Here is a 26,273-nt window from a genome sequence, read left to right on the forward strand (position 1 = left end):
GAACGACATAGGTAAGAGCCATGTAACAAATATTATTTATAAATAATTAAGAGATTATGCAAACAGATAATACAAAATCAAACACTAATAAAACAGCTAAGCAAGAGTGGGGGTCTTTTGCTTTTGTAATATGCATCGCTTTACTTATTAGAATACTTATTATGGAGCCGTTTACCGTTCCGACCGGTTCTATGAAGGCAACCATACTTGAGAATGACTATATATTTTCTACGAAATATAGTTATGGTTATAGTAATTATTCTTTATCTTTTTTTGATTTTATTCCTCTTTTTAAAGGGCGAATATTTGCTCGTGAACCGGAGCGTGGCGATATTGTAGTTTTTCGTCCACCTAACGATATGAGTGTTAGATATATAAAGCGTTTAATAGGGCTACCCGGCGATAAAATTCAATTGATTGATGATGTAATATATATTAACGATAAAAAAATAGAACGCACGGAAGTTGGAACTTATATAAGCGAAGAGGGAATAAAATATTTGAAGTTTAAAGAAACACTGCCAAACGGTAGAACATATTTTTCTTATAAGCTTGCTCCTATTTTTGGTGTTATATATAATGATAGATACGGTAATACGGATGTTTTTTATGTACCTGAAGGGAAATATTTCTTTTTAGGGGATAATAGAGATCAGTCAAATGATAGTAGAGTAAATCTTGGATTTGTACCGTTTGAAAATTTTATTGCTAAAGCACAATTTATTTGGTTCTCAACAAAAATAACTTGGTGGGATAATGATATAGGAGTTATTAATCTAGTACTAAAGTTAAAGCCATGGATTGAATCTGTTAGGTTAAATCAAATTTTCAGAAATCTTTATAACACGGATGAGTAATGGAATCATTTGAGAAGTTAGAAAAGCTACTTAGCTATAGTTTCAAAAATAAAGAGCTTTTAATAGAGGCGTTGAGTCACCCGTCTTTAAGGCAGCATCACGAGTACAAGGATGATAAAGATTATGAACGATTAGAGTTTCTAGGTGATGCCGTATTAAATTTAGTAATCACGGAAATTTTATTTAAGAATTTTGCAAATTATAATGAGGGAAATTTAGCTAAAATTAGATCATATTTAGTTTGCAAAGAAACAATATGTATGGTTGGGGCTAAGCTTGCTTTAAAAGATTATATAATTATGACTCATGGGGAAGAAGTAGTAGGCGGGCGTGATAATCCTAATAATATAGAAAATGCTACGGAAGCTTTGATTGCAGCTATATATCTTGATAGTAATATTGAAACAACCCATAATATTATCGGGAAATTATGGGAAGAATTTATAAAAGTTCAGAATTTAACGGATTATGACCCAAAAACTGCTTTACAAGAATGGGCTCAAGCTAGTGATCATCACCTACCTATATACCGTCTGATAAAAAGAGAAGGAGCCGCCCATTCATCGACTTTTACGGTTCTTGTAAAAGTAAAAGATTATGAACAAACAGGCACTGGTCACTCGATAAAAGAAGCAGAGAAAAACGCAGCACGAAGCTTATTGCATAGACTTAAAATGACTAATAGACATCTTCCCAAACCAGCTTATAGAGAGGAATTTAAAGGAGACACGGAATGCAGCACCGCAGCGTACACACTAGTACGTGAGGATGCGAGTACTGGATCGACGTCTAAATTACCTCTAGAAGCGAAGTTTGGGAAGATGTCTAATCAGAAAACGGTATCGGTTTGTATAATCGGACGACCAAATAGCGGGAAGTCGACTTTGTTAAACAGAATAATCGGTGAGAAGCTTTCAATCGTTACCCCAAAAGTTCAAACGACTAGGTCAATTATTACCGGTATTATTACCTTAAAAGATACGCAGGTAATTTTATACGATACGCCCGGTATATTTGAGCCGAAAGGAACGCTTGAGAAGGCGATGGTCAGATGTGCGTGGTCTAGTTTGCATAGTGCGGATTTAGTTTTGTTAATTATTGATAGTTTAAAACCGTTTGATGATGTAACGCATAATATTTTAGATAAGCTTTGCTCACTTAATATTGTTCCGATATTTTTATTGAACAAAATAGACATCGAATCAAAATATCTAAATGACATTAAAGCTTTTTTAACGGGAAATCATCCTGATAGCTTGCTTTTTCCTATATCTGCTTTATCGGGCAAAAATATTGATGGATTACTTGAATATATAACAAGTAAGGCAAAAATTTCTCCTTGGCTTTATGCGGAAGACGACATAACGGATTTACCTATGCGTTTTATTGCAGCAGAAATTACAAGAGAGCAGTTATTTTTAAATTTGCAGCAAGAACTCCCTTATAAATTAACCGTACAAACCGAAAAGTGGGAAGAGCTTAAAGACAAATCCGTAAAGATTAATCAAGTTATAGTAGTCTCAAGAGAGAGTTACAAAACTATAATACTCGGTAAAAACGGTTCTAAAATTAAAGAGATAGGAGCAAAATCCCGAATGCAAATGGAGAGGTTTTTTGGATCTCCTGTTCATTTATTTTTGTTCGTTAAGGTGCGTGAGCTGTGGGAAAATAATCAAGAATTTTATCAATATATGAAGATATAAAGCTGTCACCCCGTGGCTTGACCACGGGGTCCAGTATTTTTAAAATTATTTTATGGCCCCCGTGGTCAAGCCACAGGGTGACACGGTATATGTAATCGTGATAGTACTTGGGATTGATCCGGCACTTGGTAGTCTTGGATGGGCAGTAGTTGCAAAAGAGACCGCAAAGTTGAAATATTTAGCTAGCGGTATTATTAAAACAAATAGTAAGGATGAAATTCATCATAGACTTGCTTTTATTAATAGTACATTAGAAAAAGTAATATTAGAATATCAACCAAATATGGCAGCGATTGAAGAAACATTTGTTAATACTAATAGCGTGACTTCTTTAAAACTTGGATATGCTAGAGGGGCGATGATGTCGCTGATCGGTAGATATAATTTGGGCTTACGAGAATTTAAGCCGAATACGGTAAAAAAAACCGTAACAGGATATGGGCATGCAGAGAAAGACCAAATTTTGCATATGATAAAGCTTTTGCTGCCTGGCACTTCCTTAATTACCAATTCCGATGAAGCTGACGCCGTAGCGATTGCCTATACCTGTTTAGTTACAAAAAATTATTAAAATGAATCCAATAATAATATTAGTTGCCCCGCAAATGGGTGAGAATATCGGTGCTACTGCAAGAGCAATAAAGAATTTTGGTTTAAATGAGCTTAGAATCGTAGCTCCAAGAGACGGCTGGCCTAATGAGCAAGCACGTAGTAATGCAGTCGGAGCGGTTAATATTATAGATAATGCAAAAGTTTATGATAGCCTTGAGGATAGCATTAAAGACCTCGAATATTTATATGCTACTACTTGCATTAAAAGGGCTATGAATAAAGATTATGTATTTTCACAAAATTTGCCTTTAGATTATCCAAATTCTGCAAAAGTCGGGATAATGTTCGGGCGGGAAAATAATGGGCTTAGCAATGAAGAGATTTCACTTGCCAATAAGATTATCACTATTAACACAACTGAATTTAGCTCATTAAATATTGCTCAAGCGGTGATTATAATATGCTATGAGTTATTTCGTAATTCTACGCCCAGAGAGGATGTACATAACATTCAAAAATTAGCTACTAAAGAAGAAATAGAGCATTTTTTAGTAAATTTATTCGGCAAACTCGATAAAGCCGGATTCTTCAAGGCTCCCGACAAAAAACCTGCTATGCAACAAAATATCACTAATATATTTACACGTATAAATAGTCTCTCTTCCCCTGAAGTCCAAACGCTGCAAGGTATCATAAAATCGTTAAACCTAAAGATTTAATAATTTCAGCTACTCTTTCTGCTTCATTTAAGGGTTTGTAGCTATATTCTTCTAGAGCAATAACCGACTTATCAAAAATTCTTGCTATCTTCTGTTCTACTAACTGCTTTATAAAAATCTTATGCTTTGAAGAATTAAAGTTTGGTGGGCAGAATATATAAAGAGGTTTACCGCTTGAAGCTGCTTCACTGCACATTGAGATTGAGTCGGCCGTAGAGATTATATATTTTGCTTTGGCGAGCATAGCTATATAAGGATTATAGCCTGCGTCTTCGTTCGGGTCATAAATAATTGTGGAAGACGGCATATTATTTTTAATAATTGATTTTACAGTTTGTGGTGTACGTCTACTAAAACTAATGAGAAAAGGTATTTGTTGATTAGTATATATTTTATTTAATAATGAAGAAAATAAAACTGCTTCATCTTCATTGAAATTAAATTTTTTATTATTCCCGCCGATTATCACTGTAATAAACTGTTTAAGATTAGGATAATGTTTTTGCAGTTCTAGATTCGCAGCAGTAAACTTATCGGTTATGTTGTTGATGGCTCCATTGATGGGGATGATTGTCATTTCGCGACTTGATCGCGGAATCCAGTCTTCTTTAATTTTTTTTTGGATACCGTGGTCAAGCCACGGTATGCCATTTTGGCTATTACTTAAATCATGATAAGGCAGAATAACGGCATCAAATGCATCATAAGGTAAAGAGGGCTGCATTATTTGTATTAACTTGATATCTTTAAATTTCTTTTTTAAATAAAATGCTAGTACTGCCGTTCTTCTTCCGGCGGTAATTATCATATCAGGTAAAGGCTTTGCCATAATATCTTGCAATAGCTCACTTTTTATATGAATAGGATAATATTTTAGTAAAAAGTTCGGTAGCTTAGTTAAGCAATTATATTCAAGCTTAATTGTGGTATATTCTTCTGTTAATTTTTCAGCAAGTGCAATAGCCTGATGGATGTTGCCTGTTCTATCATCTGCCAATACGTGTATTTTCATCGTAAATACTTCTCTAAAGGTAATGTTAATAAGTTTGTTAGAGGCAGTGATTTATCGCAAGCATCGGCTATTTGCGGTGTGATCGGGATTTGAGCGATTAGTGGTATATTATATTTTTGCGATAAATACCCGCCGCTATTATTTTTAAGCATATAGCTCATATTCTCAATTATTCCCAAAATAGGTAAATTTAGTTTTTGATATAAATCTATAGAACGTATTACGTCTATTTCTGATATTTTTTGCGGCGTAGTTACGATTATTACGCCGTCTAAATGATAATTTTCTAGCATACTTAAATGAATATCACCTATCCCCGGCGGCATATCGATAATTAGATAATCTAAATTATCCCATTTTGTTACCGATAATAATTGATAGATAGTTTTGCTCGCCATAGGACCACGCCAAATAATTGCCGAGTGGTCTTTAACGAAGAAGCCTATAGACATAATTTCGATGCTTTGAGCAAGTACCGGTATTATTCGTCCATCTTTCGTTTTCGGTACTTCGTTAATGCCGAATATATGCGGAATTGACGGACCGTAAATATCCGCATCTACTATTCCGACTCGGTAATTTTCTAGACTTAACTGCTGAGCAATAAGAGCTGATATTGTAGATTTTCCGACTCCGCCTTTGCCTGACGCTACTAAGATAATTTTTTTTACGTTTTCTATAAAATGTTTTGGTTTTTGAACTTTTTTCTCCATCGGTTTACTTTCGGTGAAAACAATTGTTATTTTATTTACTTCCGAAATCTCGTTAAGTTTATTAATTGCCTTAAGTCTAATTTCCTCGGCTTCTAACTTGTTTTTACCTGATATATCTATGGAGAAACCGATATTATTCCCCTTAATTATAATATCCGATATAACTTCATTTAAAAAAGTACCGTCTTTAAAGGTAATATTCTGAATTTTATCTATAATTTGTCGTTGGTGTAAATTCGCCATAATTAAATTTCCTTTTTAAAGCTGTTTAAGTTCGTAACTTGACGTTATATACTATAATATATATAATCACTTAAATATCCTCATACTTTTTGTAAAATTCTACTTCTAGAGGTAATTTGTACGTCAATCCGGTACTCACATCCTCACGTACTTTTGTACGCTGCGGTGCTGCGTTTCGTGTTTCCTTCAAATTCCTCTCTATAAGCGAATTTTACAAGAAGTATTTTAAAATAATATAAAACAACAAAGCAAATGCTTAATAAAAAATATATCTCGATTTTAAAAAAATCCCCATGGAAAGATTTTGATTCTAATAAAGAAGATAACATATTCACAAGACCGCGTAAAAATCAATTTAATTTTGATAAATTTCAATTCCAGTTTAATTTCAATGCTAAAACAATAATTTTAGCTGTTGTTGCGATGGTTGCTTTATGGTTTGCTTCGGGTATTTATGAAATAAAAGAAGGTGAAGAAGCAGCAGTAATAAGGTTTGGGCGTTTTGTGCGTAAGGGTTACCCCGGGCTTAATTATCATTTACCGACTCCTTTTGAAAAGATAATAGTTGAGAAAGTGAAGAAATCACGCCGGATTGAGATTGGTTATCGTACAAATAGCTCTCTGCGTAGCGGTGGCGATAATACTAAAAATATTGCCGGTGAAAGTATAATGCTTACCGGTGATGAAAATATCGTTGCTTTAAATTGTGACGTAATGTGGCATATTAATAATCTTGAAGATTTTATTTTTAATGTACAAAGACCTGAAGAAACAGTAAAAGCAACAGTAGAAAGTGCCGTTAGGGAAGTAATAGGCAATACTCCTATTTCTTGGGTATTATCCGATCGAAAGCAAGAAATTACTTATAAAATAGAAAAATTAGCCCAGAAGATACTGGATAGTTACAATGCTGGTGTGATGATTGAGAAAGTACAATTATTAAAAGCCGAGCCGCCTGCCGAAGTAATAGACGCTTATAGAGACGTGCAAACTTCAAAAGCAGATAAAGAGAAAGAAATAAATCAAGCTCAAGCCTATAATAATAAGATTTTACCGGAAGCTAGAGGAGCAGCTGCAAAGATTATACAAGAAGCAGAAGGTTATAGAGAAGAAGTTATATCAAAAGCAGAAGGTTATAGCCAAAGATTTAATGCTATTTATAAACAATATGCTACAGGTAGGCAAGTAACTAGAGATAGATTATATTTAGAAGTAGTCGAAGAGATATTAGGCGGTTCAAATAAAACGATTATTAATAATGCACTACTGCCGCACATGGCCATAAAACCGTAGGGTACTATGTCATTCCCGCGAAAGCGGGAATCCACTTTGTCATACCGTGGCTTGACCACGGTATCCAGAAAAAATTAAAAAAGGCTGGATCCCGCGATCAAGTCGTGGGATGACATTATAACAGCATAGAATACAAAAAAAACAACAAGGAATATTAAATGCAACAAAAGATTTATTATATAATTTTTACAATTGTTTTTGGGCTGATACTGATTTCTAGCTCCTTATTTTCAGTTGACCAACGCCAATCTGCTGTAGTATTCCAGTTTGGTGAGGCAGTTAGAACTATAGAAAATCCAGGGCTAAATATTAAAATCCCGTTTATTCAAAATGTTGAATTTTTTGATAAGCGTCTTTTAGATGTTGAGGTTGAGGCAAAAGAATTAACGGCTGCTGACGGTAAGCGAGTTATTGTTGATGCTTACGCCAAATTTCAAATTAATAATCCCGTAATGTTTTATAAAACGGTACATGATTATCAAGGCGTGAAAATTAGGTTAACTCGTAATCTTGAATCGTCAATGCGTAAGGTGATAGGTAAAATCTCGCTAAGTAGCCTTTTAAGTCAGGAACGTAGTAACGTAATGTTAAATATCTTAAATCAAGTGGACGGAGAAGCTAAAAGCTTTGGTATTGACGTTGTAGATGTTAGAATTTTAAGAGCAGACTTACCGAAAGAAAATAGTGCGGCTATTTATCGTCGTATGCAAACGGCACGTGAAAAGGAAGCAACCCAAATTAGAGCGGAAGGGCAAGAAGAAAGCGTGCGTATTCGTTCAAAAGCAGATAAAGAAAGTAAAATAATACTTGCTAAAGCTTATCGAGATGCACAAATTATTAAAGGTGACGGCGATGAGAAAGCGGCAAAAATATATAATTCTGCTTATTCAGTCGACCCGGAATTTTATAAATTTTATAGATCACTTTTAGTATATAAAAATTCTTTAAAGAAAGAGGATACTAATTTTGTAATTTCACCGGATGCTGAAGTTTTAAAATATCTAAATCTAACTAAGTAGTATACTCGTTTAATTTGAAAAATTGGCTACGTTGTTTTATATTTTTTGATCCTTACGTAGGATTAACTACGCTGCGGTCAAAAAGTATAAAACGCCTTGCTCTTTTCCAAATTAAACGAGTATACTACTTTTTATTTACTTGGAGTATATGGTTAATCTGAAAATAGTTCTTGTTATAATAGTTTTAATATCAAGTAACGTTGTTCTAGCAAAAGAAAATAATAAGTATTTAAAAGTAGCAGATCAAGAAGAGAATGAGTTTACGGAAATAAATTCTGCTCCTTTAAAAGTAAGTGAAGCCGCCCGTTATAGCTTTGCCGATATAGTTGAACCGTTAATTCCTGCAGTCGTTAATATTTCAACAATAGAATATGTTAATAGTAAATCGGAAAATGCCGAGAAAGATCCTCTGCAAGAAAAAAAACCTTTAGATTTTATTAATGATTTTTTAGAAAAGCTTAATATACCGCTGAATTTAGAAGAGGTTGATCAAACTCCTAAAAGCGTTCCGCTTGGTTCAGGATTTATTATTGAACCTAACGGCTTAATAGTGACAAACTATCATGTAATTGCAAATGTTGAGAAAATTAATATAAAACTTGCAGATAATACCGAATTATCGGCTAAATTAATAGGTAGCGATACTAAAACCGATTTAGCTCTCTTAAAAATAGATAGCGAGGAACCTCTACCTTTTGTTGAGTTTGGAGATTCAAATGATGCAAGAGTAGGAGATTGGGTTATTGCAATCGGTAATCCATTCGGTAATCTAGGAGGTACGGTGACAAGCGGTATTATATCCTCTAAAGGGCGGGATATCGATATAGATACGGACAATATAGTCGATAATTTTATTCAAACGGATGCTGCAATTAATAACGGTAATTCCGGTGGTCCTATGTTTAATTTGGATCAGAAAGTAATTGGCGTAAATACGGCAATTTTTTCACCGCTCGGTACTAATATAGGTATCGGTTTTGCAATACCGTCAAATACTGCAAAGCCTATAATCGAACGTCTTAAGAAAGATGGAAAAGTAAGTAGAGGACGCCTTGGAGTAACAATACAAGATTTAACCGAGGAAATTTCTGAATGGCTAGGACTTAAAGATACTAGGGGAGTGTTAGTAGCTAAAGTACAAGAAGACGGTCCAGGTGATAAAGCAGGAATTAAAACAGGTGATATAATAATAGACTTTGCAGATATACCGGTTAAAAATACTAAAAAATTACGTGTAATTATTGCAGATGCTCCTATTGATCAGGAAGTAAAAGTAAAAATACTTCGCGATAAAAAAGAGCTTGAATTACCTATTAAAATTACTTCGGATAATGAAGAGGTTACCAAAAGAGGAGACCAATAAGGAAGAAATAACAAACAAAGAAGAAAATAATATTACTTTTAGTAATTTGACTGAAGAACTAAGACAAAAATATACTATTCCTCAAGATAAAATGGGAATAGTTATAACCAATATTAATCAGGAAAGCATAGACGATATAAGTAAGCTAGAAGAATTATATGAAAATGCTAAAAATCAGATAAGCAAAATATTTTGCTCTTGATTGAAAGGGGCGATACAAGTGTGTTCGTGCCGTTATCGGTGCTGTGATTAAATGTCATACCATGGCTTGACCACGGTATGACACCTAAATAATTATGAATGAAAAAATAGCAATTTTAAGTGCATATAGTTTTGTTAATATAGAAGAGCCGGCGAATTTAATACCAAAGCTTTTGCTTATCGGTAAAAAATATGTTAGAGGTACTATTTTATTAGCTAATGAAGGTTTTAACGGTTCTTTTTCAGGTTCATATGAAAATGTAAATCTTGTACTTGAAGAACTAATAAAGCTAACCGGCCCCAAAGATGTTAACGTTAAAATAAATTATAGTGATGTTCATCCTTTTCAGAAGCTGAAAGTAAGGCTTAAGAAAGAGATTGTAGCGATGAATGTTGAAGATTTGAATGTTGATTTGTTTAAAGGCGAATATATAGAGCCGAAAGATTGGGATGAATTTATCACAAAACAAGATGTTATAGTAATAGATACTCGTAATGATTATGAAGTAGAGGTCGGTACATTTAAATCAGCAATTAATCCTAATACCAAAACATTTAAACAATTTCCTGCTTGGGTTCAGCAGAATCAAGAATTGCTCAAAGGTAAGAAAATTGCTATGGTTTGTACAGGTGGTATTAGGTGTGAAAAATCCACCAGCTTACTTAAAAGCATAGGTTATGATGAAGTATATCATCTAAAAGGCGGTATATTGCAGTATTTAGAAGATACACAAAACAAGAATAATTTATGGCAAGGTGAATGTTTCGTCTTTGATGATAGGAGAGCAGTAGCAGATGATTTATCACCCGCAGACATTGGTTGCAGACGAAGTTTAATTTTTTATTATATTAAATAGCTATGACTAAAACCAAACAAGAAATTTATAATAAGCGTCCAACTTCGCCGTATTTAACTATATATAAGCCGCAAATAAGTTCTACTTTGTCGATTTTGCATCGTATGACCGGTGTAGCTCTATTTTTTGCAGTATCGATTTTGGCATGGTGGTTGATCCTTAGTAAATATGACAATAATTATTTACAACTTGCTAATTGCTGCATTATAAAAATATGCTTAGTAGCTACTAGTTACGCTTGGTTTTATCATTTATGTAACGGCATTAGGCATTTATTTTGGGATATTGGTTACGGTTTTTCTATAAAAGCAGTTAATATCACCGGTTGGTGTGTAGTTGTATGTTCTATATTATTAACTATGTTGCTATGGGTATAAAAATATAAATAGTCTTCGGTGTCATACCGCGACTTGATCGCGGTATCCAAAAAATAACTTAATAAAATGAAAGAATATTATATACTTTCTAATAAATGTAACGGTACTCTATATAGGCGTTACTTCAGATATTATAAAACGTATTTGGCAACATAAGCAGAAGATAAGAAAAGGTTTTACTACAAAATACGATATAGATAAAGTAGTTTATTTTGAACAATTTAATGATGTTAATCTTGCAATTGGACGTGAAAAACGTCTAAAGGAATACAAGAGGAAATGGAAGCTAGATTTAATTAACTCTAGTAATCCAAGTTGGCATGATTTATATGAAGATTTTTTAAAATAAATTATACTTTAGTAGTAATAAGTTTTTTTGGATACCGCGATCAAGTCGCGGTATGACAACTTAACGAAAAAAATATGTTTAGAGAAAATTAATGGTATATGCTTTTAAAGCAGAAATTGTAAAAGCAAAAAATAGCGGTTCTGCTAAAATTGGTTCTCATCATTGGTTATTGCAAAGAGCAACGGGGATTATATTAGCTTTATGTTCTATATGGTTAATATATTTTACGTTAACCAACAAAAATAATGATATAAATATTATTATGTGGGAGCTTAAAAAGCCTTTTAACGTAATAGCATTGTTAATTACGGTGGCTATTTCGTTATATCATGCAATGCTTGGTATGCGTGTAGTGATTGAGGATTATGTAAGTTGTCACAAATTACGTAATACATTGATTATAATAGTGCAATTATTTTGCATTGTGACTATTGCAGCTTTTGTAGTAGCGATGTTTTATAGGGGATAAAAATTGTCATACCGCGGCTTGACCGCGGTATCCAGAAAACAATTTATAGCATTATTGTGTATTGAATTACTGGACTCCGTGGTCAAGCCACGGGGTGACAGGGGTAGACAATTCACGTATCAAAATAGTAAAAAATTAATTTAATGACCAAAGCATATAATATCATTCATCATAAATTTGACGTAGTAGTTGTAGGTGCGGGCGGAGCAGGTCTTCGTTCTGCATTCGGTATGGCTAAAGAAGGGCTAAATACCGCCTGTATAACTAAGTTATTTCCAACCCGTAGTCATACTGTGGCTGCTCAGGGCGGAATTAGTGCGGCTCTTGGGAATATGGGCGAAGATGATTGGCGTTGGCATATGTATGATACGGTAAAAGGTTCTGATTGGTTAGGCGATCAGGATGCCATCGAGTATATGTGCAAAAACGCTCCCGATGCGATTTTAGAGCTTGAGCATTGCGGTGTACCTTTTTCAAGAACCGAAGAAGGAAAAATTTATCAGCGTCCTTTTGGCGGTATGACTACGGAGTATGGTAAAGGAAAAGCAGCTCAGCGTACATGTGCTGCGGCAGATCGTACGGGGCATGCCATACTTCATACTTTATATCAACAGTCACTAAAACATAAAGTGCAGTTTTTTGTTGAGTATTTTGCTATTGATTTATTTATGGAAGATGGTGAATGTAGAGGTGTAGTTGCGTGGAATTTAGATGATGGTAGTCTGCATTGTTTTAGAGCTCATAATGTAGTGCTTGCAACGGGCGGATACGGGCGTGCTTATTTTTCGGCGACGTCTGCTCACACTTGTACGGGTGACGGGGGCGGTATGGCGATTAGAGCCGGTCTTCCACTGCAAGATATGGAGTTTGTACAGTTCCATCCGACCGGTATATATTCGGCGGGCTGCCTTATTACCGAGGGAGCAAGAGGTGAAGGGGGATATCTCGTTAATGCAAACGGAGAGCGTTTTATGGAGCGTTACGCTCCTGCTGCAAAGGATTTAGCTTCAAGAGACGTAGTTTCAAGAGCAATGACCATCGAGATTCGTGAAGGGCGAGGAGTCGGCGAGCATAAAGATCATGTATTTTTGCATTTAAATCATTTATCGCCTGAAATTTTACATAGCCGTTTGCCCGGTATCTCTGAGACGGCTAAAATTTTTGCCGGTGTGGATGTCACTAAGGAGCCGATACCGGTACTTCCTACGGTACATTATAATATGGGCGGGATACCGACTAATTACCACGGTCAAGTCATAATCAAAGACGGTACGAATCATAATAGCGTAGTAAAGGGACTCATGGCAATCGGTGAAGCGGCTTGCGTATCGGTACACGGTGCTAATAGGTTAGGGTCAAATTCTTTGCTTGATTTAGTAGTGTTCGGTAGAAGCTCTGCATTAAAAGCGGTAGAGCTTATTAAGCCTGCGAGTCCTCATAGGCCTTTAAAAGAAGAAAGCCTTGAAAAGGTTATTAATAGATTCGATAAAATACGTCACGCTAACGGTAATATTTTAGTTGCAGATTTAAGGCTTAAAATGCAAAGAACTATGCAAAGCCATGCTTCGGTATTTAGAACTCAAGAGGTACTAGATGAAGGAGCAGGAATGATTAGCGAAATAAGAAGCGGCTATAAAGATATAAAAATTAACGATAAATCTTTGATTTGGAATAGTGATTTAGTCGAAGCATTAGAACTAGATAATCTACTTGATCAAGCTTTGGTTACGGTATATTCAGCTGCTGCAAGAAAAGAAAGCAGAGGAGCTCATGCACGTGAAGATTATCCTGATCGTAATGATGGAGATTGGATGAAACATACTCTTAGCTCTATCGATGAAGCGGGTAAAGTAGTTCTTGATTATAAACCTGTAACATTAAACACTTTAACCGATGAAATCAGTGCAATTCCACCGGCAAAAAGAGTGTATTAATTAATTTTCTTATTCATTCCTGCGAAAGCAGGAATCTAGAAACCTTTAATGTCATCCCGCGATTTAATCGCGGGATCCAAAAATCCTTATTTTTCTAGATACCGCGGTCAAGCCGCGGTATGACAAGAAAAAAATATATATTAAAAATGTTTGAGTATTTAACAAAATTCTATCCAAAAATCCTTTTTATTGTAGAGGGAACTTTGGTAACTTTAAAATATAGCGTTATTGCCGTTATATTCGGTTTAGTAATAGGGATGCTGCTCGCTATTTGTAAGGTAAATAAAAATCGTGCTTTAAGGTTTTTTGCAAATTTCTATACTTCTATTTTCAGAGGTACTCCTTTATTAATTCAATTAAGTATTATTTATTTTGCATCGCCGTATGTAATAGTGGTTAAATTTAGTGTGTTTACGGCAGGTGCTATTTCTTTTTCTCTTAATTCGGGAGCGTATGTTTCCGAAGTAATCAGGGCGGGGATTAATGCGGTTGATAAAGGGCAGTTTGAAGCGGCTGAAGCTCTTGCTATTCCAAAGTTTTTAATAATGAAAGATATAATCCTGCCGCAAGCAGTTAAAAATATTTTTCCGTCATTAGTAAATGAGCTTGTAAATTTGATTAAAGAATCAGCCATTATTTCTATGCTTGGAGAAATGGATTTAATGCGTAGAGCACAAATTGTATCAATTGAAACATATAATTATTTTTTTCCAATGCTTATTGCTGCGTGTTGTTATTATATTTTAGTGATGTTAATCAGCTTTATAGCAAAAATAATTGAGAAAAAAATGATTATTAATTAAAACATACTTGCTTTTATGGAAAAAGTAATTATAATTTAAATTTAGTGTAATTTACAAATTCTTATAATTTGTATTTAGAAATGATTTAAAATAAAGGGTGGAAGTATTTTTCCACCCTTTAATTATCGTATATATAAGTTTTTTTTGGAGTATTTTTTTTTAATGCCGACATATAATCAATTAGTACGTTTTGGGAGAAAGTCAAAAACTCGTAAGACCAAATCTCCTGCCTTAGAATCTAATCCTTTTAAAAGCGGTGTTTGCCTAGTTGTAAAAACCGTTACCCCTAAAAAGCCTAACTCTGCACTTCGTAAGATCGCAACGGTACGTTTAAGTAATAAAAGAACCGTAAATGCATATATTCCTGGTGAAAAGCATAGTGTAAAGGAGCATGATAAGGTATTAGTAAGAGGCGGTCAGGTTCCTGATCTTCCGGGGGTGAAATATCATATCGTACTCGGTGCTTATGATATTGCCGGAGTTAAAGGACGTAAGCAAGGTCGTTCACGTTACGGTGCTCCTCGTAAACAAGTTGCAGTTACAAAAAAATAAATTATTAGTTAGAGAGAAAAAATAAAATGTCACGTCGTCACGCCGCGGAAAAGCGAGTAATTTTACCTGATATGAAATATAACAGTATTTTACTGTCAAGATTTATCAATAATATTATGAAAGAAGGGAAGAAAGCCCTTGCAGAGAAAATTGTTTATTCAGCCTTTAATAAAATTGAAAAGAAGCATAGAGTTGATCCGTATCAAACCTTTAATAATGCTATGCATAACGTGAAGCCGCATTTAGAAGTAACTTCGGTTAGGGTTGGAGGAGCTAATTATCAAGTTCCGACGCATGTTGATGAAAGAAGAGGATATGCTCTTGCTAGCCGTTGGATTATTAATGCTGCGTCAAAACGTTCTGAAAAAATGATGATTGATAAACTTGCCGAAGAGCTGTTTGAAGCTTCTAATAATAGAGGCGTCGCCATTAAGAAGAAAGAAGATACTCATAAAATGGCTGAAGCTAATAAAGCTTTCTCTCATTTTAGCCCTAAAAAAATGAAATAAGGTAGGGTATAATGAGTAAAATAAATAAACTTGAGCATATTCGTAATATCGGTATATGTGCTCACATTGATGCCGGTAAAACCACAACTACCGAACGTATTTTATATTATACTGGTAAATCGCATAAAATAGGTGAAGTTCATGAGGGCGGTGCTACCATGGACTGGATGGAACAAGAGCAAGAACGCGGTATAACCATTACCTCAGCTGCTACTACTTGTAGATGGCAAGATAAAATAATTAATATTATTGATACTCCTGGGCACGTTGACTTTACTATCGAAGTAGAGCGTTCGCTTCGTGTTCTTGACGGTGCGGTTGCAGTATTTGACGGTGTAGCAGGTGTTGAACCGCAGTCAGAAACGGTTTGGAGGCAAGCAGATAAATATAATGTTCCTAGAATGTGTTTTGTCAATAAAATGGACAGAATGGGAGCAGATTTTTATAGATGCGTTGAAATGATCAAAGATCGTTTAGGAGCAAAACCGCTTGTTATTCAGTCGCCTGTAGGGATTGAAGAAAATTTTAAAGGTATAATTGATCTTGTTAAAATGAAAGCAGTGATTTGGAAAGATGAATCACTTGGAGCTGAGTATTTTGAAGAAGATATACCTGCCGATATGAAAGATAAAGCTGAAGAATATCGTGCTAAATTACTTGATATGGTTGTTGAGTTAGATGACCATGTTATGGAAAAATATTTATCAGGTGAAGAAGTAACAGAAGAAGAGATTAAAAGATTAATCAGAAAAGGTACTATTTCAGCAGCATTTTATCCGGTTTTATGCGGTAGTGCTTTTAAAAATAAGGGAGTACAGCCTTTACTTGATGCCGTAGTAGATTTCCTACCTTCGCCTATTGATATAGGTATAGTAAAAGGTATGGAAGTAAGTACCGGTGAAGAAAAAGATTACCCTATTTCGGTAACTGAGCCTTTTGCAGCTTTAGCATTTAAAATTATGAATGATCCGTTTGTTGGTTCATTAACTTTTATTAGAATATATTCAGGTAAAATTACTTCAGGAACAACTGTTATTAATACCGTAAAGAATAAAAGAGAAAAAATCGGTAGAATGCTATTAATGCATGCTAATAATCGTGAAGACGTAAAAGAAGCATCAGCAGGTGATATAGTAGCTTTAGCAGGTCTTAAAGATACTACCACCGGTGATACATTATCCGATATTGATAAGCAAGTAATCTTAGAAAGAATGGAATTTCCGGAGCCGGTAATTGAGCTTGCGGTAGAACCTAAATCAACAGCCGATCAAGAAAAAATGGGCTTAGCACTTTCTCGTTTAGCAGCAGAAGATCCATCATTTAGAGTTTCAACTGATCATGAAACAGGACAAACAGTGATAAAAGGAATGGGAGAACTCCATTTAGAAATTATCATTGATCGTATGAGAAGAGAGTTTAAGGTTGAAGCAAATATCGGAGCTCCTCAAGTAGCATATCGTGAAACTATAACAAAAGCTTGCGAAATTGATTATACCCATAAGAAACAATCCGGCGGTGCAGGACAATTTGCTCGTGTAAAAATTATTTTTGAGCCTCTAAAAGAGGTAAAAGATCTAAAAGATGAAGATAAAAATAAAACTTTTGTCTTTGAAAGTAAAATCGTCGGCGGTGCCGTGCCTAAAGAATATATACCAGGTGTTGAAAAAGGTTTAAATAATATTAGAGAAACCGGTGTTATTGCCGGTTATCCTATGATTGATTTTAAAGCGACTTTAGTTGACGGTGCGTTTCATGATGTAGATTCTAGTGTACTTGCGTTTGAAATTGCTGCAAAGGCAGCCTTTAGAGAAGGAATGCCGAAAGGTAATCCTAAATTACTTGAGCCGATTATGAAAGTTGAAGTTATCACTCCTGATGAATATATGGGTGATATTATAGGCGATTTAAATAGTCGTAGAGGGCAAATTCAAAGCATGGATCCAAGAGGGAATGCTCAAGTAGTTACTGCGAATGTTCCTTTAGCGGAAATGTTTGGGTATGTTAATACGCTTAGGTCTTTATCTCAAGGTAGAGCTCAGTTTAGTATGATATTTTCTCATTATGATCAAGTGCCGAGTCAGGTAGCTGATATTATTAAAGCTAAAAAATAATTGATGGATCTAATTAGATATAATTAATGTCATGTCTTGCAAAAGTAGATGTTGTTTTACTGTGACAGCTTATAAATTAGAAGTACCGATTATTATAGTAATTTTTTAATAATAACAAATATTTTAAATAAATTTATTGATTTTTTATTAAAAATATGATAGGAGTGTAGCTCAATTGGTAGAGCGCCGGTCTCCAAAACCGGAGGTTGCGGGTTCGATGCCTGTCGCTCCTGCCATTATAGATTTAGAGCTTTTTTGCTATAAAATATAGAATTTTTACAAAATTCGCTTATAGAGAGAAATTTGAAAGATATACTTCACCTCAAATCGCAGCGTACATACTAGTACGTGAGAATTCCAGTGCTGGATCATCGTCTCAATTGCCTCTATCTAGAAGTAGAATTCTATAAGAAGTCTAATAAATTACCTAACAAAAATATGTTTAAAGAATATAAAATTTATAAGTTTTTTGAACAAGTTAAACAAGAAACTTATAAGGTAGTTTGGCCAACTAGAAAAGAGCTTGTTGCTTCAACATTAGTAGTGGTAGTAGCAGTTTTTATTTTTAGCCTAATTTGTTTGGTACTTGATTATAGTATACATAACATAATGCAGCTTTTGCTTAATATTGGCAAATAGTAGTATAAGGAATAAATTTGTGATAGAACAGAGTATAGATAATATATTGCCTTCTTCTGAAAAAAATGTAAAGCAGTGGTATGTGGTACATACGGCATCAGGAGCAGAGAAACGCATTAAAGAAGATATGCTTAGAAAAATCGCTAAACAGAAAATGACAGATTTTTTTGAAGATATATTAATACCTGTTTTTGGAGTTTCTGAAGTTAAACGTGGTAAAAATGTCAAGGTAGAAAAAAAACTAATGCCGAGTTATATCTTGATAAAGATGAATATGACTGATAAATCTTGGCATTTAGTGAAAAATATATCTGGAGTAACCGGCTTTTTAGGAAGCAAAACCAAGCCAAAAGCTCTTACAGAAAGTGAAATACAAAATATTTTTAATAATTTGGAAGCAGAAGCTAAAGAAGCAAAGAATTCTAAATTGTATGAAGTTGGTGAAATAGTAGCTGTGACAGATGGTCCTTTTGAAACTTTCATGGGTACAGTAGAAGAAATAGATCAAGAAAAAAATAGGTTAAAAGTTTCAGTTTCAATATTTGGTAAAGCAACTCCAATAGAACTAAATTTTAATCAAGTAAAGAAAAATGATTAAAAGTTGGACTAAATACGGTTTATAAATTACTTAAGCTGTATTGTACGAATGTTCAGGATGTCATTGTTGCGGGATAATGAGTCGTCATTGCAAGCAGACGTAGGCTGCGTGGCAATCTAGAAGAAATAATAAAAAAATTCTGATTTACAGAATTTTTTTCTTCCTTGCTTTGTCAAAACTTACAGCTTTTCCTCGCAATGATGGGAAAAACGATCCATGCAATGTTACAAAGTAATATTAATTTAAGAGAAAAATAAGGATATTTATAAATGTCTCAGAAAGCAATAAAAGGTTATATTAACTTGATAATTCCGGTTGCCGGAGCCACCCCTGCTCCTCCTATAGGACCGGCCTTAGGACAAAGAAAAGTTAATATTGCAGCATTTTGTAAAGATTTTAATGATGCTACGCAAGGTATGGAAAAAGGAGTGCCTTTGCCGACTGTAATTACTGTTTATGAAGATAGTAGTTTTTCTTTTAAAATAAAAACTCCTCCTGCTTCTTACTTTTTAAAGAAGTATGCTAAAATTACTAAAGGTTCTAGTGCTACTAAGAAAGAAGCCGTAGTAGGTAAAGTTACTATGGATGATTGTCGTGAAATTGCAAAGTTAAAAATACCTGATTTAAATACAAAAAATATTGAAGCAGCAACAAAAATTATTTGTGGTAGTGCTGCATCTATGGGACTTGAAGTGGTAGGGAATTAATTATTATGTCAAATAAGCAAGATGTTGCCGTAAAAATTAGCGGCGGTAAAAAAATAAGAGAAGCTAGAGAAAAAGTAAAATCAGATACTTTATATAATTTAACAAATGCAGTTGAACGATTAAAATCAGCATCATATGTTAAATTTGACCCAACCTTAGAAATAGTTATGAAGCTTGGAATTGATCCTAGGCATTCCGATCAAATGGTACGCGGTGTAGTTAATTTACCTGCCGGTACAGGCAAAACTGTAAGCGTTGCCGTTATTTGTAAAGAAGAAAGAGAAGAAGAAGCTAAAAGTGCTGGAGCAGATTTAGTAGGTTCAACAAATATCATTGATGAAATTAAATCAGGGAAAATTAATTTCGATGTATGTATAGCTACTCCCGATATGATGGCAGCTATAGGTTCAGTTGCAAGAATTTTAGGACCAAAAGGTTTAATGCCTAACCCTAAACTTGGTACCGTAACTTTAGATATTAAAAATGCTATTAAAAATGCTAAAAGCGGTCAGGTAGAATATAGAGCAGAGAAAGCAGGTATAATTCATGCAGGGCTTGGAAAATTATCTTTCTCAGACCAAGATTTATTAAAAAATTTAAATGCGTTTATTGAGGCAGTAATTAAAGCAAAACCTGCCGGATTAAAAGGAAGTTATTTAAAAGCAATGTATTTATCTTCTACTATGGGAGCATCGGTACAAATAGATTTAACTAGTATAGCATAATTTTTTAGCCGTTTAGGTAGTATAGTAATAATAAAAAAATTTTTTTTAAGCATTTGTATCAGTTTAAATATATTAAACTGTAATTATAAGTATTATAAAAGGAGAATTAAAAGGTGTTAAGATCAGAAAAACCGGTAGCAGTAGAGGATATTGTAAATATTTATAAAGAATCGTCCTCTGTAATTATTACTCATTATCACGGGTTAACCGTTAGTCAAGTGAGTTCGCTTAGAGAATCACTTAAATCTAAAGAAGCAGGTTTTAAAGTAGTTAAAAATACTTTAGCAAAAATAGCTGCAAATCAAACAGCGCTCGATAGTATTGCTAATTTATTTGCGGGTCCTACTGCTATTGTTTATTCTAAAGAACCGGTTGAGATGGCAAAATTAGTAGTTAATTTTGCTAAGGCTAATGATAATCTTAAGATTATTGGTGGAATAGTCGATAATCACGTGTTAGATGAAAATTCAATAAAAGAACTTTCTAAGCTATCTTCACTTAATGAGCTTAGAGGTAAAATTGTTGGGTTATTACAAGCACCGGCTACTAAGTTTGTAGGTGTTTTACAAGCTCCGTCTTCGAGTATGGCGAGAGTAATACAAGCACATGCTAGTAAAAATTAACTTAAAGGTTACTGCATCAGATATTTTAATTGATAATTAAAGAGCTTTTATAGTGAAAATTAATAAGATTTTTGTCGAAATAATTGTTCTTATTTTAAAAAAATCTTATAATTTGTAGCAAAAAAGAATTTAATTAACTTTAAAATATCTGATGCAGTAATCTCTCAATATAAAAAAAAAAGTAAAAAGGAAAAAATTATGGCAGATTTAGCTAAAATTGAAGAACAATTATCATCATTAACATTAATGCAAGCAGCTGAGCTTGTGAAAATGCTAGAAGAAAAATGGGGTGTATCTGCAGCAGCACCTGTAGCTGTAGCAGCTGCTGGCACTGCAGCTCCTGCGGCTGAAGCAGTTGCTGAAAAAACTGAGTTTGAAGTAGTTTTAACAGCTGCCGGTGACAAGAAAGTTGAAGTAATTAAAGTTGTGAAAGATATCACGGGTCTTGGTTTAATTGAAGCTAAGAAATTAGTTGATGAAGCTCCAAAGCCGATTAAAAGCAATGTGAAAAAAGCAGAAGCTGAAGAAATCAAAGGTAAGTTAGAAGCTGCTGGAGCAAAAGTTGAATTAAAATAATTATTTCTGCACTAGGTCCTGTAAAGAAAAATTATTCGTATTTTTAGATATTTTTAAGTAAAAATTAATAAGATTCTTGCTGGAACAGTTATTTCTATTCCAAAAAAATCTTATAATTTTTAATAAAAAACAACTAAATATAGATTAATTTTTCTTTACAGGACCTAATGTTTTTTGCATTACAGATGAAATATTTTATAGCTTTAAATTTAATTCTTAAAATCTAAAAAGCCTTATTTTAGTAATTAAATTTGAATAAGGCTTTTTTGTTTAAAAATTATTTTAAAGCTAATTTAAGTTATTTTTTTGAAATAGGATAAAGCTATTACATTAAAAATCTTATTAATTAAAATAATTTTGTTAACGTACCATACGTCTAGAAATTTAAATTATTGAAATTTTCTAGGTTCTGTGAACATTTATAATTGATTTTTAGTGAAAATTAATAAGATTTTTGGGAGTATAGTTGTTTCTCTTTCAAAGAAATCTTATAATTTATAGCTACAAAGAGCTATAATTATGATTATTTTATTATAAAATGCATAGAACAATCACTTCAATACGGGCAGTAATTTTATCAGTCAGGAGATTATATGGTTTCATTAAGGGATAATATAGAAGCACAACCCTTGTCACATAATAGAAGAATAAGAAAAAATTTCGGTCACATAAATTTAGTAGCAGATATACCGAATTTGATTGAAATTCAAAAAAATTCATATGAAAAAAACTTTCTACAGTTAAATATTAAAGATTCTGAAAGAAAAAACAAAGGTTTACAATCTATATTAAACTCAATTTTTCCTATTTCAGATTCCTCCAATATTGCTAATTTAGAATTTGTAAAATATGAATTCGATACTCCAAAATATGATGTAGAAGAGTGTAGTCAAAGAAGTTTAAGTTATGCTGCTCCTCTTAAAGTTACTTTAAGATTAAGTATTTGGGATATAGATGAGGATACCGGTGCTAGAGAAATTAAAGGGATTAAAGAGCAAGAAGTATATATGGGTGATATCCCATTAATGACTAAAAACGGTACTTTTATTATCAACGGTACGGAAAGAGTAGTTGTATCACAAATGCATCGCTCACCTGGCGTGTTCTTTTATCATGATGAAGGAAAAGTTCACTCTTCCGGCAAGCTTTTATATTCTGCTCGTGTTATTCCATATAGAGGGTCTTGGCTTGATTTAGAATTTGACGCTAAGGATGTTATTTATTTCAGGATTGATAGAAAAAGAAAGCTTTATGCTACTACTTTGCTTAGAGCTATAGGTATGAGTACTGAAGAAATTATAAAATTTTATTATAATTCAGTAACTTATAAGCTTGTTAAAAATAAAGGTTGGGCGGTTAAATTTATACCTCAGCATATTACTACTCATCGTTTAACAAGTGATTTAGTAGATGCAGATACCGGAAATGTTCTACTGAAAGCAGGACAAAAAATTACCCCACGTTTGGCTAAAAAATATTTTGGGGAAGGGCTTAATAATATTTTAGTAGCTCATGAAACTTTAATCGGCAAATATCTATCCGAAGATTTAAGAGATCCTGCAAGCGATGAAGTATTAGCAAAAATCGGTGAAATGATTACTGCTGATATGTTAAATGTTATTAATGATCTTAAAATTAAAAATGTTAACGTATTAGTAATCAATCCTCAATCCGGTCCATATATAAGGAACACCTTATTTGCTGATAAAAATCAGGATCGCGAGGCAGCATTATGTGACATTTTCAGAGTTTTAAGACCGGGCGAACCTGCTAATATCGAAGCGGCTGAAAGCCTGTTTTATAATTTATTCTTTGATGCGGAAAGATATGATCTTTCAGAAGTCGGGCGAATAAAAATGAATTCTAGGTTAGAGCTGAATATTTCTGAAGAAGTTACGGTTTTAACAATTGATGATATTAAAAATATCGTAAGAGTTTTAGTAGAGCTTAAAGACGGTAAAGGTATCATAGACGATATTGATCATTTAGGTAATAGAAGGGTTAGATCGGTAGGTGAATTGATAGAAAATCAATTTAGAATAGGTTTAGTCCGAATGGAAAAATCTGTAATTGAAAGGATGTCGGCAGGTGATGTTGATACCGTAATGCCTCATGATTTAGTAAATTCTAAAATTTTAGTTTCAGTAGTAAAAGAATTTTTTAGTACCTCCCAATTATCCCAATTTATGGATCAAACAAATCCATTATCGGAAATAACTCATAAAAGAAGGCTGTCGGCACTCGGACCTGGAGGTCTTAGTCGAGATCGAGCAGGTTTTGAGGTGCGTGACGTACATCCAACTCATTACGGTCGTATTTGTCCTATTGAAACACCTGAAGGTCAGAATATCGGGTTAATTAACTCTATGGCTACTTATGCTAGAATAAATAAACACGGTTTTATAGAGAGTCCGTATAGAAGAGTTAAAAATGGGCATGTAACCGATGAAGTGGTATATCTTTCTGCTATTGAAGAAGGTAAATACAAAATCGGACAAGCAAATTCTAAAGTTGATAAAGACGGAAAGCTGCAAGGAGAGTTTATTAATTGCCGAGTTGAAGGCGGTAATTTTGTAATGGTAGAACCGCATGAGGTAGATTTCATTGATGTGACTCCTATGCAGGTAGTATCGGTTGCGGCTTCTCTTATACCTTTCTTAGAAAACGATGATGCTAACCGTGCTTTGATGGGTTCAAACATGCAAAGACAAGCCGTTCCTTTAATTAAAACGGATGCACCTTTTGTAGGTACCGGAGTTGAAGGGGTAGTAGCTAAAGATTCCGGAGCGTCAGTGCTTGCATTACATGACGGTATTGTTGAGCAGGTAGATTCAAATAGAATCGTGATTAGAACTCTAGAACAAAAAGTTGACGGTTCTCCTTCGGTTGATATTTATAATTTATTAAAATTCCAAAAATCCAATCATAATACTTGTATAAATCAAAAGCCTTTAGTTAAGGTCGGTCATTACGTTAAGAAAAACGATATTATAGCTGACGGTCCTAGTACGGATAACGGTGAAATTGCTTTAGGTAGAAACGTGCTTGTGGCTTTCTTACCTTGGAACGGTTATAATTTTGAAGATTCAATTTTAATATCCGAACGTATAGTAAAAGAGGATGTATTTACATCAATTCATATTGAAGAGTTTGAAGTAATAGCTAGAGATACACGCCTTGGTCCTGAAGAAATTACCCGTGATATACCGAATGTAAGTGAAGAAGCATTACGTCATCTTGATGAGGTCGGAATAATTTATGTAGGTGCAGAAGTAAAAGCCGGTGATATTTTAGTCGGAAAAGTAACACCGAAAAGTGAATCGCCTATTACTCCTGAAGAGAAGCTACTACGTGCTATTTTTGGGGAAAAAGCTTTTGACGTAAAAGATTCATCGCTGTATGTACCTTCCGGAGTTAGCGGAACTGTAGTAGAAGTAAGGGTATTTTCTCGTAGAGGTGTAGAAAAAGACCAGCGAGCTATTGCTATTGAAAAACAACAAATTGAAAAATTAGCAAAAGACAGAGACGACGAATTAGAAATTATTGAGCATTTTGTGTTTAGTTGGCTTGAAAAGCTTTTAGTAGGGCAGGTGATTATTAATGGTCCTAAGCAAGTAAAAGCAGGACAAACAATTACTAGTGAAATGCTAAAAGGTTTATCTAAAGGGCAATTTTGGCAGCTTACCGTGGAAGATGCAAATGTAATGAATGAAATAGAGCAGATAAAGACTCATTATGATGAGAAAAAAGATGCCCTCGATAAAAGACTCGCTACTAAAGTAGAGAAATTGCAAAGCGGTGATGATTTACCTCAGGGAGCTTTAAAAGTAGTAAAAGTATTTATTGCAACTAAGCATAAATTACAGCCCGGGGATAAGATGGCAGGAAGACACGGAAATAAAGGTGTTATTTCACGTATCGTACCTGAAGAAGATATGCCATTTTTAGAAAATGGAACTGTAATAGATATCGTTCTTAACCCTCTAGGTCTTCCGTCACGTATGAATATAGGACAGATTTTAGAAACGCATCTTGGGTGGGCATCAATAAATTTAGCAAAAAAAATATCCGAATTAGTCAAGGAATATAAAAATAAGCATATAGGTATTGAGCAGATTAAGAAATTCTTACTTGAGCTATACGGAGAGAATATTAATTATATACTTGAAAGATCGGAAGAAGAGATTATCTCTTTCTGTAATAAAGTAAGTAAAGGCGTACATTTTGCAACTCCTGTATTTGACGGAGCAAAAGTTCAGGACGTTAAAGATATGCTAAAACTTGCCGGTCAAGATCCTTCAGGACAAGTGAAATTAATTGACGGTAGAACCGGTGAATATTTTGACCGTCTAGTAACCGTCGGACAGAAATATTTGCTGAAATTGCATCATTTAGTCGATAATAAAATTCACTCCCGTTCTATAGGACCTTATAGCTTAGTAACGCAGCAACCGCTTGGAGGTAAGTCTCATTTCGGTGGACAGCGTTTCGGGGAAATGGAATGTTGGGCATTACAAGCTTACGGTGCAGCTTATACGTTACAGGAAATGTTAACGGTTAAGTCGGATGACGTAAACGGTAGGATCAAAACTTATGATTCTATAGTACGCGGTGAAAATAATTTTGAATCAGGCATTCCTGAATCATTTAATGTTATGATAAAAGAATTTAGATCTTTATGTCTTAACGTAAAGCTTGAAGTAACTTAGAGTTAAGTGTATACTCGGTCAATTTCAAAAATTGGCTACGTCGTCTAGCAAGTTCGCAGG

The 26,273-nt window shown here is 34.0% G+C and carries 24 protein-coding genes, 1 tRNA gene and 3 pseudogenes; 25 read left to right on the top strand and 3 right to left on the bottom strand.

Annotated elements, in window-relative coordinates; translation table 11 throughout:
* The first annotated feature begins 56 nt into the window (after positions 1–56).
* The 5 genes and pseudogenes from lepB to RMONA_RS02465 all read left to right on the top strand — a co-directional run bounded on the left by lepB (position 57) and on the right by RMONA_RS02465 (position 3,831).
* The gene (gene lepB, locus RMONA_RS02450) at positions 57–857 is read left to right on the top strand and encodes a signal peptidase I (protein ID WP_008581015.1); all 801 of its coding nucleotides are present in this window, start codon (positions 57–59) and stop codon (positions 855–857) included.
* A pseudogene (gene rnc / locus RMONA_RS10180) lies at positions 857–1,531 on the top strand (ribonuclease III); the annotation flags it as partial. The gene lepB and the pseudogene rnc, both read left to right, overlap by 1 nt.
* Entirely contained in the window at positions 1,532–2,560 is a 1,029-nt protein-coding gene (gene era / locus RMONA_RS10185; RefSeq protein ID WP_242402844.1) for a GTPase Era, read from the top strand.
* A gap of 97 nt (positions 2,561–2,657) precedes the next feature.
* Positions 2,658–3,131 (top strand): crossover junction endodeoxyribonuclease RuvC, encoded by a 474-nt coding sequence (gene ruvC, locus RMONA_RS02460; RefSeq protein ID WP_037231136.1) that lies wholly within the window; start codon positions 2,658–2,660, stop codon positions 3,129–3,131.
* Between the two features lies 1 nt (position 3,132).
* Complete coding sequence (locus tag RMONA_RS02465) at positions 3,133–3,831, top strand: RNA methyltransferase (RefSeq protein ID WP_023507494.1); 699 nt, start codon at positions 3,133–3,135, stop codon at positions 3,829–3,831.
* Here the strand turns inward: RMONA_RS02465 and RMONA_RS02470 are convergent.
* The 3 genes and pseudogenes from RMONA_RS02470 to RMONA_RS10190 form a co-directional block, all read right to left on the bottom strand.
* Positions 3,803–4,843 carry a mitochondrial fission ELM1 family protein gene (locus tag RMONA_RS02470; RefSeq protein WP_046058384.1) on the bottom strand — a complete coding sequence of 347 codons (1,041 nt, stop codon included), beginning with the start codon at positions 4,841–4,843 and terminating at the stop codon, positions 3,803–3,805. The two genes, RMONA_RS02465 and RMONA_RS02470, sit on opposite strands and share 29 nt — an antisense overlap.
* Positions 4,840–5,799: an Mrp/NBP35 family ATP-binding protein gene (locus tag RMONA_RS02475; RefSeq protein ID WP_023507496.1), complete on the bottom strand. Its 960-nt coding sequence runs from the start codon at positions 5,797–5,799 to the stop codon at positions 4,840–4,842. The genes RMONA_RS02470 and RMONA_RS02475 overlap by 4 nt, the downstream gene beginning before the upstream one ends.
* Positions 5,800–5,884: 85 nt before the next feature.
* Positions 5,885–6,023: pseudogene (locus RMONA_RS10190) on the bottom strand (palindromic element RPE1 domain-containing protein); the annotation flags it as partial.
* Between the two features lie 28 nt (positions 6,024–6,051).
* On the opposite strand from RMONA_RS10190, the gene hflK reads away from it, so the two are divergent.
* The 20 genes and pseudogenes from hflK to rpoB all read left to right on the top strand — a co-directional run bounded on the left by hflK (position 6,052) and on the right by rpoB (position 26,213).
* Complete coding sequence (hflK, locus tag RMONA_RS02480) at positions 6,052–7,092, top strand: FtsH protease activity modulator HflK (protein ID WP_023507497.1); 1,041 nt, start codon at positions 6,052–6,054, stop codon at positions 7,090–7,092.
* A gap of 158 nt (positions 7,093–7,250) precedes the next feature.
* Entirely contained in the window at positions 7,251–8,111 is an 861-nt protein-coding gene (gene hflC, locus RMONA_RS02485) for a protease modulator HflC (protein ID WP_017443458.1), read from the top strand.
* A 148-nt stretch (positions 8,112–8,259) separates the two neighbouring features.
* A pseudogene (locus tag RMONA_RS02490) lies at positions 8,260–9,723 on the top strand (Do family serine endopeptidase).
* A gap of 47 nt (positions 9,724–9,770) precedes the next feature.
* Positions 9,771–10,532, top strand: a complete 762-nt coding sequence (trhO, locus tag RMONA_RS02495; protein WP_023507500.1) for an oxygen-dependent tRNA uridine(34) hydroxylase TrhO — start codon at positions 9,771–9,773, stop codon at positions 10,530–10,532.
* 2 nt (positions 10,533–10,534) lie between these two features.
* On the top strand, positions 10,535–10,909 hold the full coding sequence (gene sdhC, locus RMONA_RS02500) for a succinate dehydrogenase, cytochrome b556 subunit (protein ID WP_023507501.1): 375 nt from the start codon (positions 10,535–10,537) through the stop codon (positions 10,907–10,909).
* Between the two features lie 133 nt (positions 10,910–11,042).
* Positions 11,043–11,258 carry a GIY-YIG nuclease family protein gene (locus tag RMONA_RS07995; RefSeq protein ID WP_242402845.1) on the top strand — a complete coding sequence of 72 codons (216 nt, stop codon included), beginning with the start codon at positions 11,043–11,045 and terminating at the stop codon, positions 11,256–11,258.
* 91 nt (positions 11,259–11,349) lie between these two features.
* A complete protein-coding gene (gene sdhD / locus RMONA_RS02505; protein ID WP_023507502.1) occupies positions 11,350–11,727 on the top strand; it encodes a succinate dehydrogenase, hydrophobic membrane anchor protein in 378 nt (125 codons plus the stop codon).
* A gap of 143 nt (positions 11,728–11,870) precedes the next feature.
* The gene (sdhA, locus tag RMONA_RS02510) at positions 11,871–13,661 is read left to right on the top strand and encodes a succinate dehydrogenase flavoprotein subunit (RefSeq protein WP_023507503.1); all 1,791 of its coding nucleotides are present in this window, start codon (positions 11,871–11,873) and stop codon (positions 13,659–13,661) included.
* Between the two features lie 146 nt (positions 13,662–13,807).
* The gene (locus RMONA_RS02515) at positions 13,808–14,464 is read left to right on the top strand and encodes an amino acid ABC transporter permease (protein ID WP_037231138.1); all 657 of its coding nucleotides are present in this window, start codon (positions 13,808–13,810) and stop codon (positions 14,462–14,464) included.
* A 162-nt stretch (positions 14,465–14,626) separates the two neighbouring features.
* Positions 14,627–15,016 carry a 30S ribosomal protein S12 gene (rpsL, locus tag RMONA_RS02520; RefSeq protein ID WP_023507505.1) on the top strand — a complete coding sequence of 130 codons (390 nt, stop codon included), beginning with the start codon at positions 14,627–14,629 and terminating at the stop codon, positions 15,014–15,016.
* Positions 15,017–15,042: 26 nt separating this feature from the next.
* Positions 15,043–15,525, top strand: coding sequence for a 30S ribosomal protein S7 (gene rpsG, locus RMONA_RS02525; protein WP_004996646.1), 483 nt, complete (start codon positions 15,043–15,045; stop codon positions 15,523–15,525).
* 11 nt (positions 15,526–15,536) lie between these two features.
* The gene (gene fusA, locus RMONA_RS02530; protein ID WP_023507506.1) at positions 15,537–17,636 is read left to right on the top strand and encodes an elongation factor G; all 2,100 of its coding nucleotides are present in this window, start codon (positions 15,537–15,539) and stop codon (positions 17,634–17,636) included.
* A 160-nt stretch (positions 17,637–17,796) separates the two neighbouring features.
* Positions 17,797–17,872, top strand: a tRNA-Trp gene (locus tag RMONA_RS02535).
* Between the two features lie 202 nt (positions 17,873–18,074).
* Positions 18,075–18,275, top strand: a complete 201-nt coding sequence (gene secE, locus RMONA_RS02540) for a preprotein translocase subunit SecE (protein WP_004996644.1) — start codon at positions 18,075–18,077, stop codon at positions 18,273–18,275.
* A gap of 19 nt (positions 18,276–18,294) precedes the next feature.
* On the top strand, positions 18,295–18,873 hold the full coding sequence (gene nusG, locus RMONA_RS02545; RefSeq protein WP_023507507.1) for a transcription termination/antitermination protein NusG: 579 nt from the start codon (positions 18,295–18,297) through the stop codon (positions 18,871–18,873).
* Between the two features lie 269 nt (positions 18,874–19,142).
* Positions 19,143–19,580 (top strand): 50S ribosomal protein L11, encoded by a 438-nt coding sequence (gene rplK, locus RMONA_RS02550; RefSeq protein WP_023507508.1) that lies wholly within the window; start codon positions 19,143–19,145, stop codon positions 19,578–19,580.
* A 5-nt stretch (positions 19,581–19,585) separates the two neighbouring features.
* A complete protein-coding gene (gene rplA, locus RMONA_RS02555; protein ID WP_023507509.1) occupies positions 19,586–20,305 on the top strand; it encodes a 50S ribosomal protein L1 in 720 nt (239 codons plus the stop codon).
* A 113-nt stretch (positions 20,306–20,418) separates the two neighbouring features.
* Entirely contained in the window at positions 20,419–20,928 is a 510-nt protein-coding gene (gene rplJ, locus RMONA_RS02560; RefSeq protein WP_023507510.1) for a 50S ribosomal protein L10, read from the top strand.
* A gap of 198 nt (positions 20,929–21,126) precedes the next feature.
* Positions 21,127–21,504, top strand: coding sequence for a 50S ribosomal protein L7/L12 (rplL, locus tag RMONA_RS02565; protein ID WP_023507511.1), 378 nt, complete (start codon positions 21,127–21,129; stop codon positions 21,502–21,504).
* Positions 21,505–22,097: 593 nt separating this feature from the next.
* Positions 22,098–26,213 carry a DNA-directed RNA polymerase subunit beta gene (gene rpoB, locus RMONA_RS02570; protein WP_023507512.1) on the top strand — a complete coding sequence of 1,372 codons (4,116 nt, stop codon included), beginning with the start codon at positions 22,098–22,100 and terminating at the stop codon, positions 26,211–26,213.
* The last annotated feature ends 60 nt before the right edge of the window (positions 26,214–26,273 follow it).

Source organism: Rickettsia monacensis (genome assembly GCF_000499665.2).
In the GTDB taxonomy this organism is placed as follows: Bacteria; Pseudomonadota; Alphaproteobacteria; order Rickettsiales; family Rickettsiaceae; genus Rickettsia; species Rickettsia tamurae.

Coding starts and splice junctions, on each gene's coding strand:
- RMONA_RS02470 (WP_046058384.1), bottom strand. CDS start 4,843: ATGAAAATACACGTATTGGCAGATGATAGAACAGGCAACATCCATCAG.
- rpsL (WP_023507505.1), top strand. CDS start 14,627: ATGCCGACATATAATCAATTAGTACGTTTTGGGAGAAAGTCAAAAACT.
- sdhD (WP_023507502.1), top strand. CDS start 11,350: ATGGTATATGCTTTTAAAGCAGAAATTGTAAAAGCAAAAAATAGCGGT.
- RMONA_RS02515 (WP_037231138.1), top strand. CDS start 13,808: ATGTTTGAGTATTTAACAAAATTCTATCCAAAAATCCTTTTTATTGTA.
- secE (WP_004996644.1), top strand. CDS start 18,075: ATGTTTAAAGAATATAAAATTTATAAGTTTTTTGAACAAGTTAAACAA.
- rplL (WP_023507511.1), top strand. CDS start 21,127: ATGGCAGATTTAGCTAAAATTGAAGAACAATTATCATCATTAACATTA.
- sdhA (WP_023507503.1), top strand. CDS start 11,871: ATGACCAAAGCATATAATATCATTCATCATAAATTTGACGTAGTAGTT.
- fusA (WP_023507506.1), top strand. CDS start 15,537: ATGAGTAAAATAAATAAACTTGAGCATATTCGTAATATCGGTATATGT.
- rplA (WP_023507509.1), top strand. CDS start 19,586: ATGTCAAATAAGCAAGATGTTGCCGTAAAAATTAGCGGCGGTAAAAAA.
- rpsG (WP_004996646.1), top strand. CDS start 15,043: ATGTCACGTCGTCACGCCGCGGAAAAGCGAGTAATTTTACCTGATATG.
- era (WP_242402844.1), top strand. CDS start 1,532: ATGACTAATAGACATCTTCCCAAACCAGCTTATAGAGAGGAATTTAAA.
- hflK (WP_023507497.1), top strand. CDS start 6,052: ATGCTTAATAAAAAATATATCTCGATTTTAAAAAAATCCCCATGGAAA.
- rpoB (WP_023507512.1), top strand. CDS start 22,098: ATGGTTTCATTAAGGGATAATATAGAAGCACAACCCTTGTCACATAAT.
- RMONA_RS02475 (WP_023507496.1), bottom strand. CDS start 5,799: ATGGCGAATTTACACCAACGACAAATTATAGATAAAATTCAGAATATT.
- RMONA_RS02465 (WP_023507494.1), top strand. CDS start 3,133: ATGAATCCAATAATAATATTAGTTGCCCCGCAAATGGGTGAGAATATC.
- rplK (WP_023507508.1), top strand. CDS start 19,143: ATGTCTCAGAAAGCAATAAAAGGTTATATTAACTTGATAATTCCGGTT.
- hflC (WP_017443458.1), top strand. CDS start 7,251: ATGCAACAAAAGATTTATTATATAATTTTTACAATTGTTTTTGGGCTG.
- lepB (WP_008581015.1), top strand. CDS start 57: ATGCAAACAGATAATACAAAATCAAACACTAATAAAACAGCTAAGCAA.
- sdhC (WP_023507501.1), top strand. CDS start 10,535: ATGACTAAAACCAAACAAGAAATTTATAATAAGCGTCCAACTTCGCCG.
- trhO (WP_023507500.1), top strand. CDS start 9,771: ATGAATGAAAAAATAGCAATTTTAAGTGCATATAGTTTTGTTAATATA.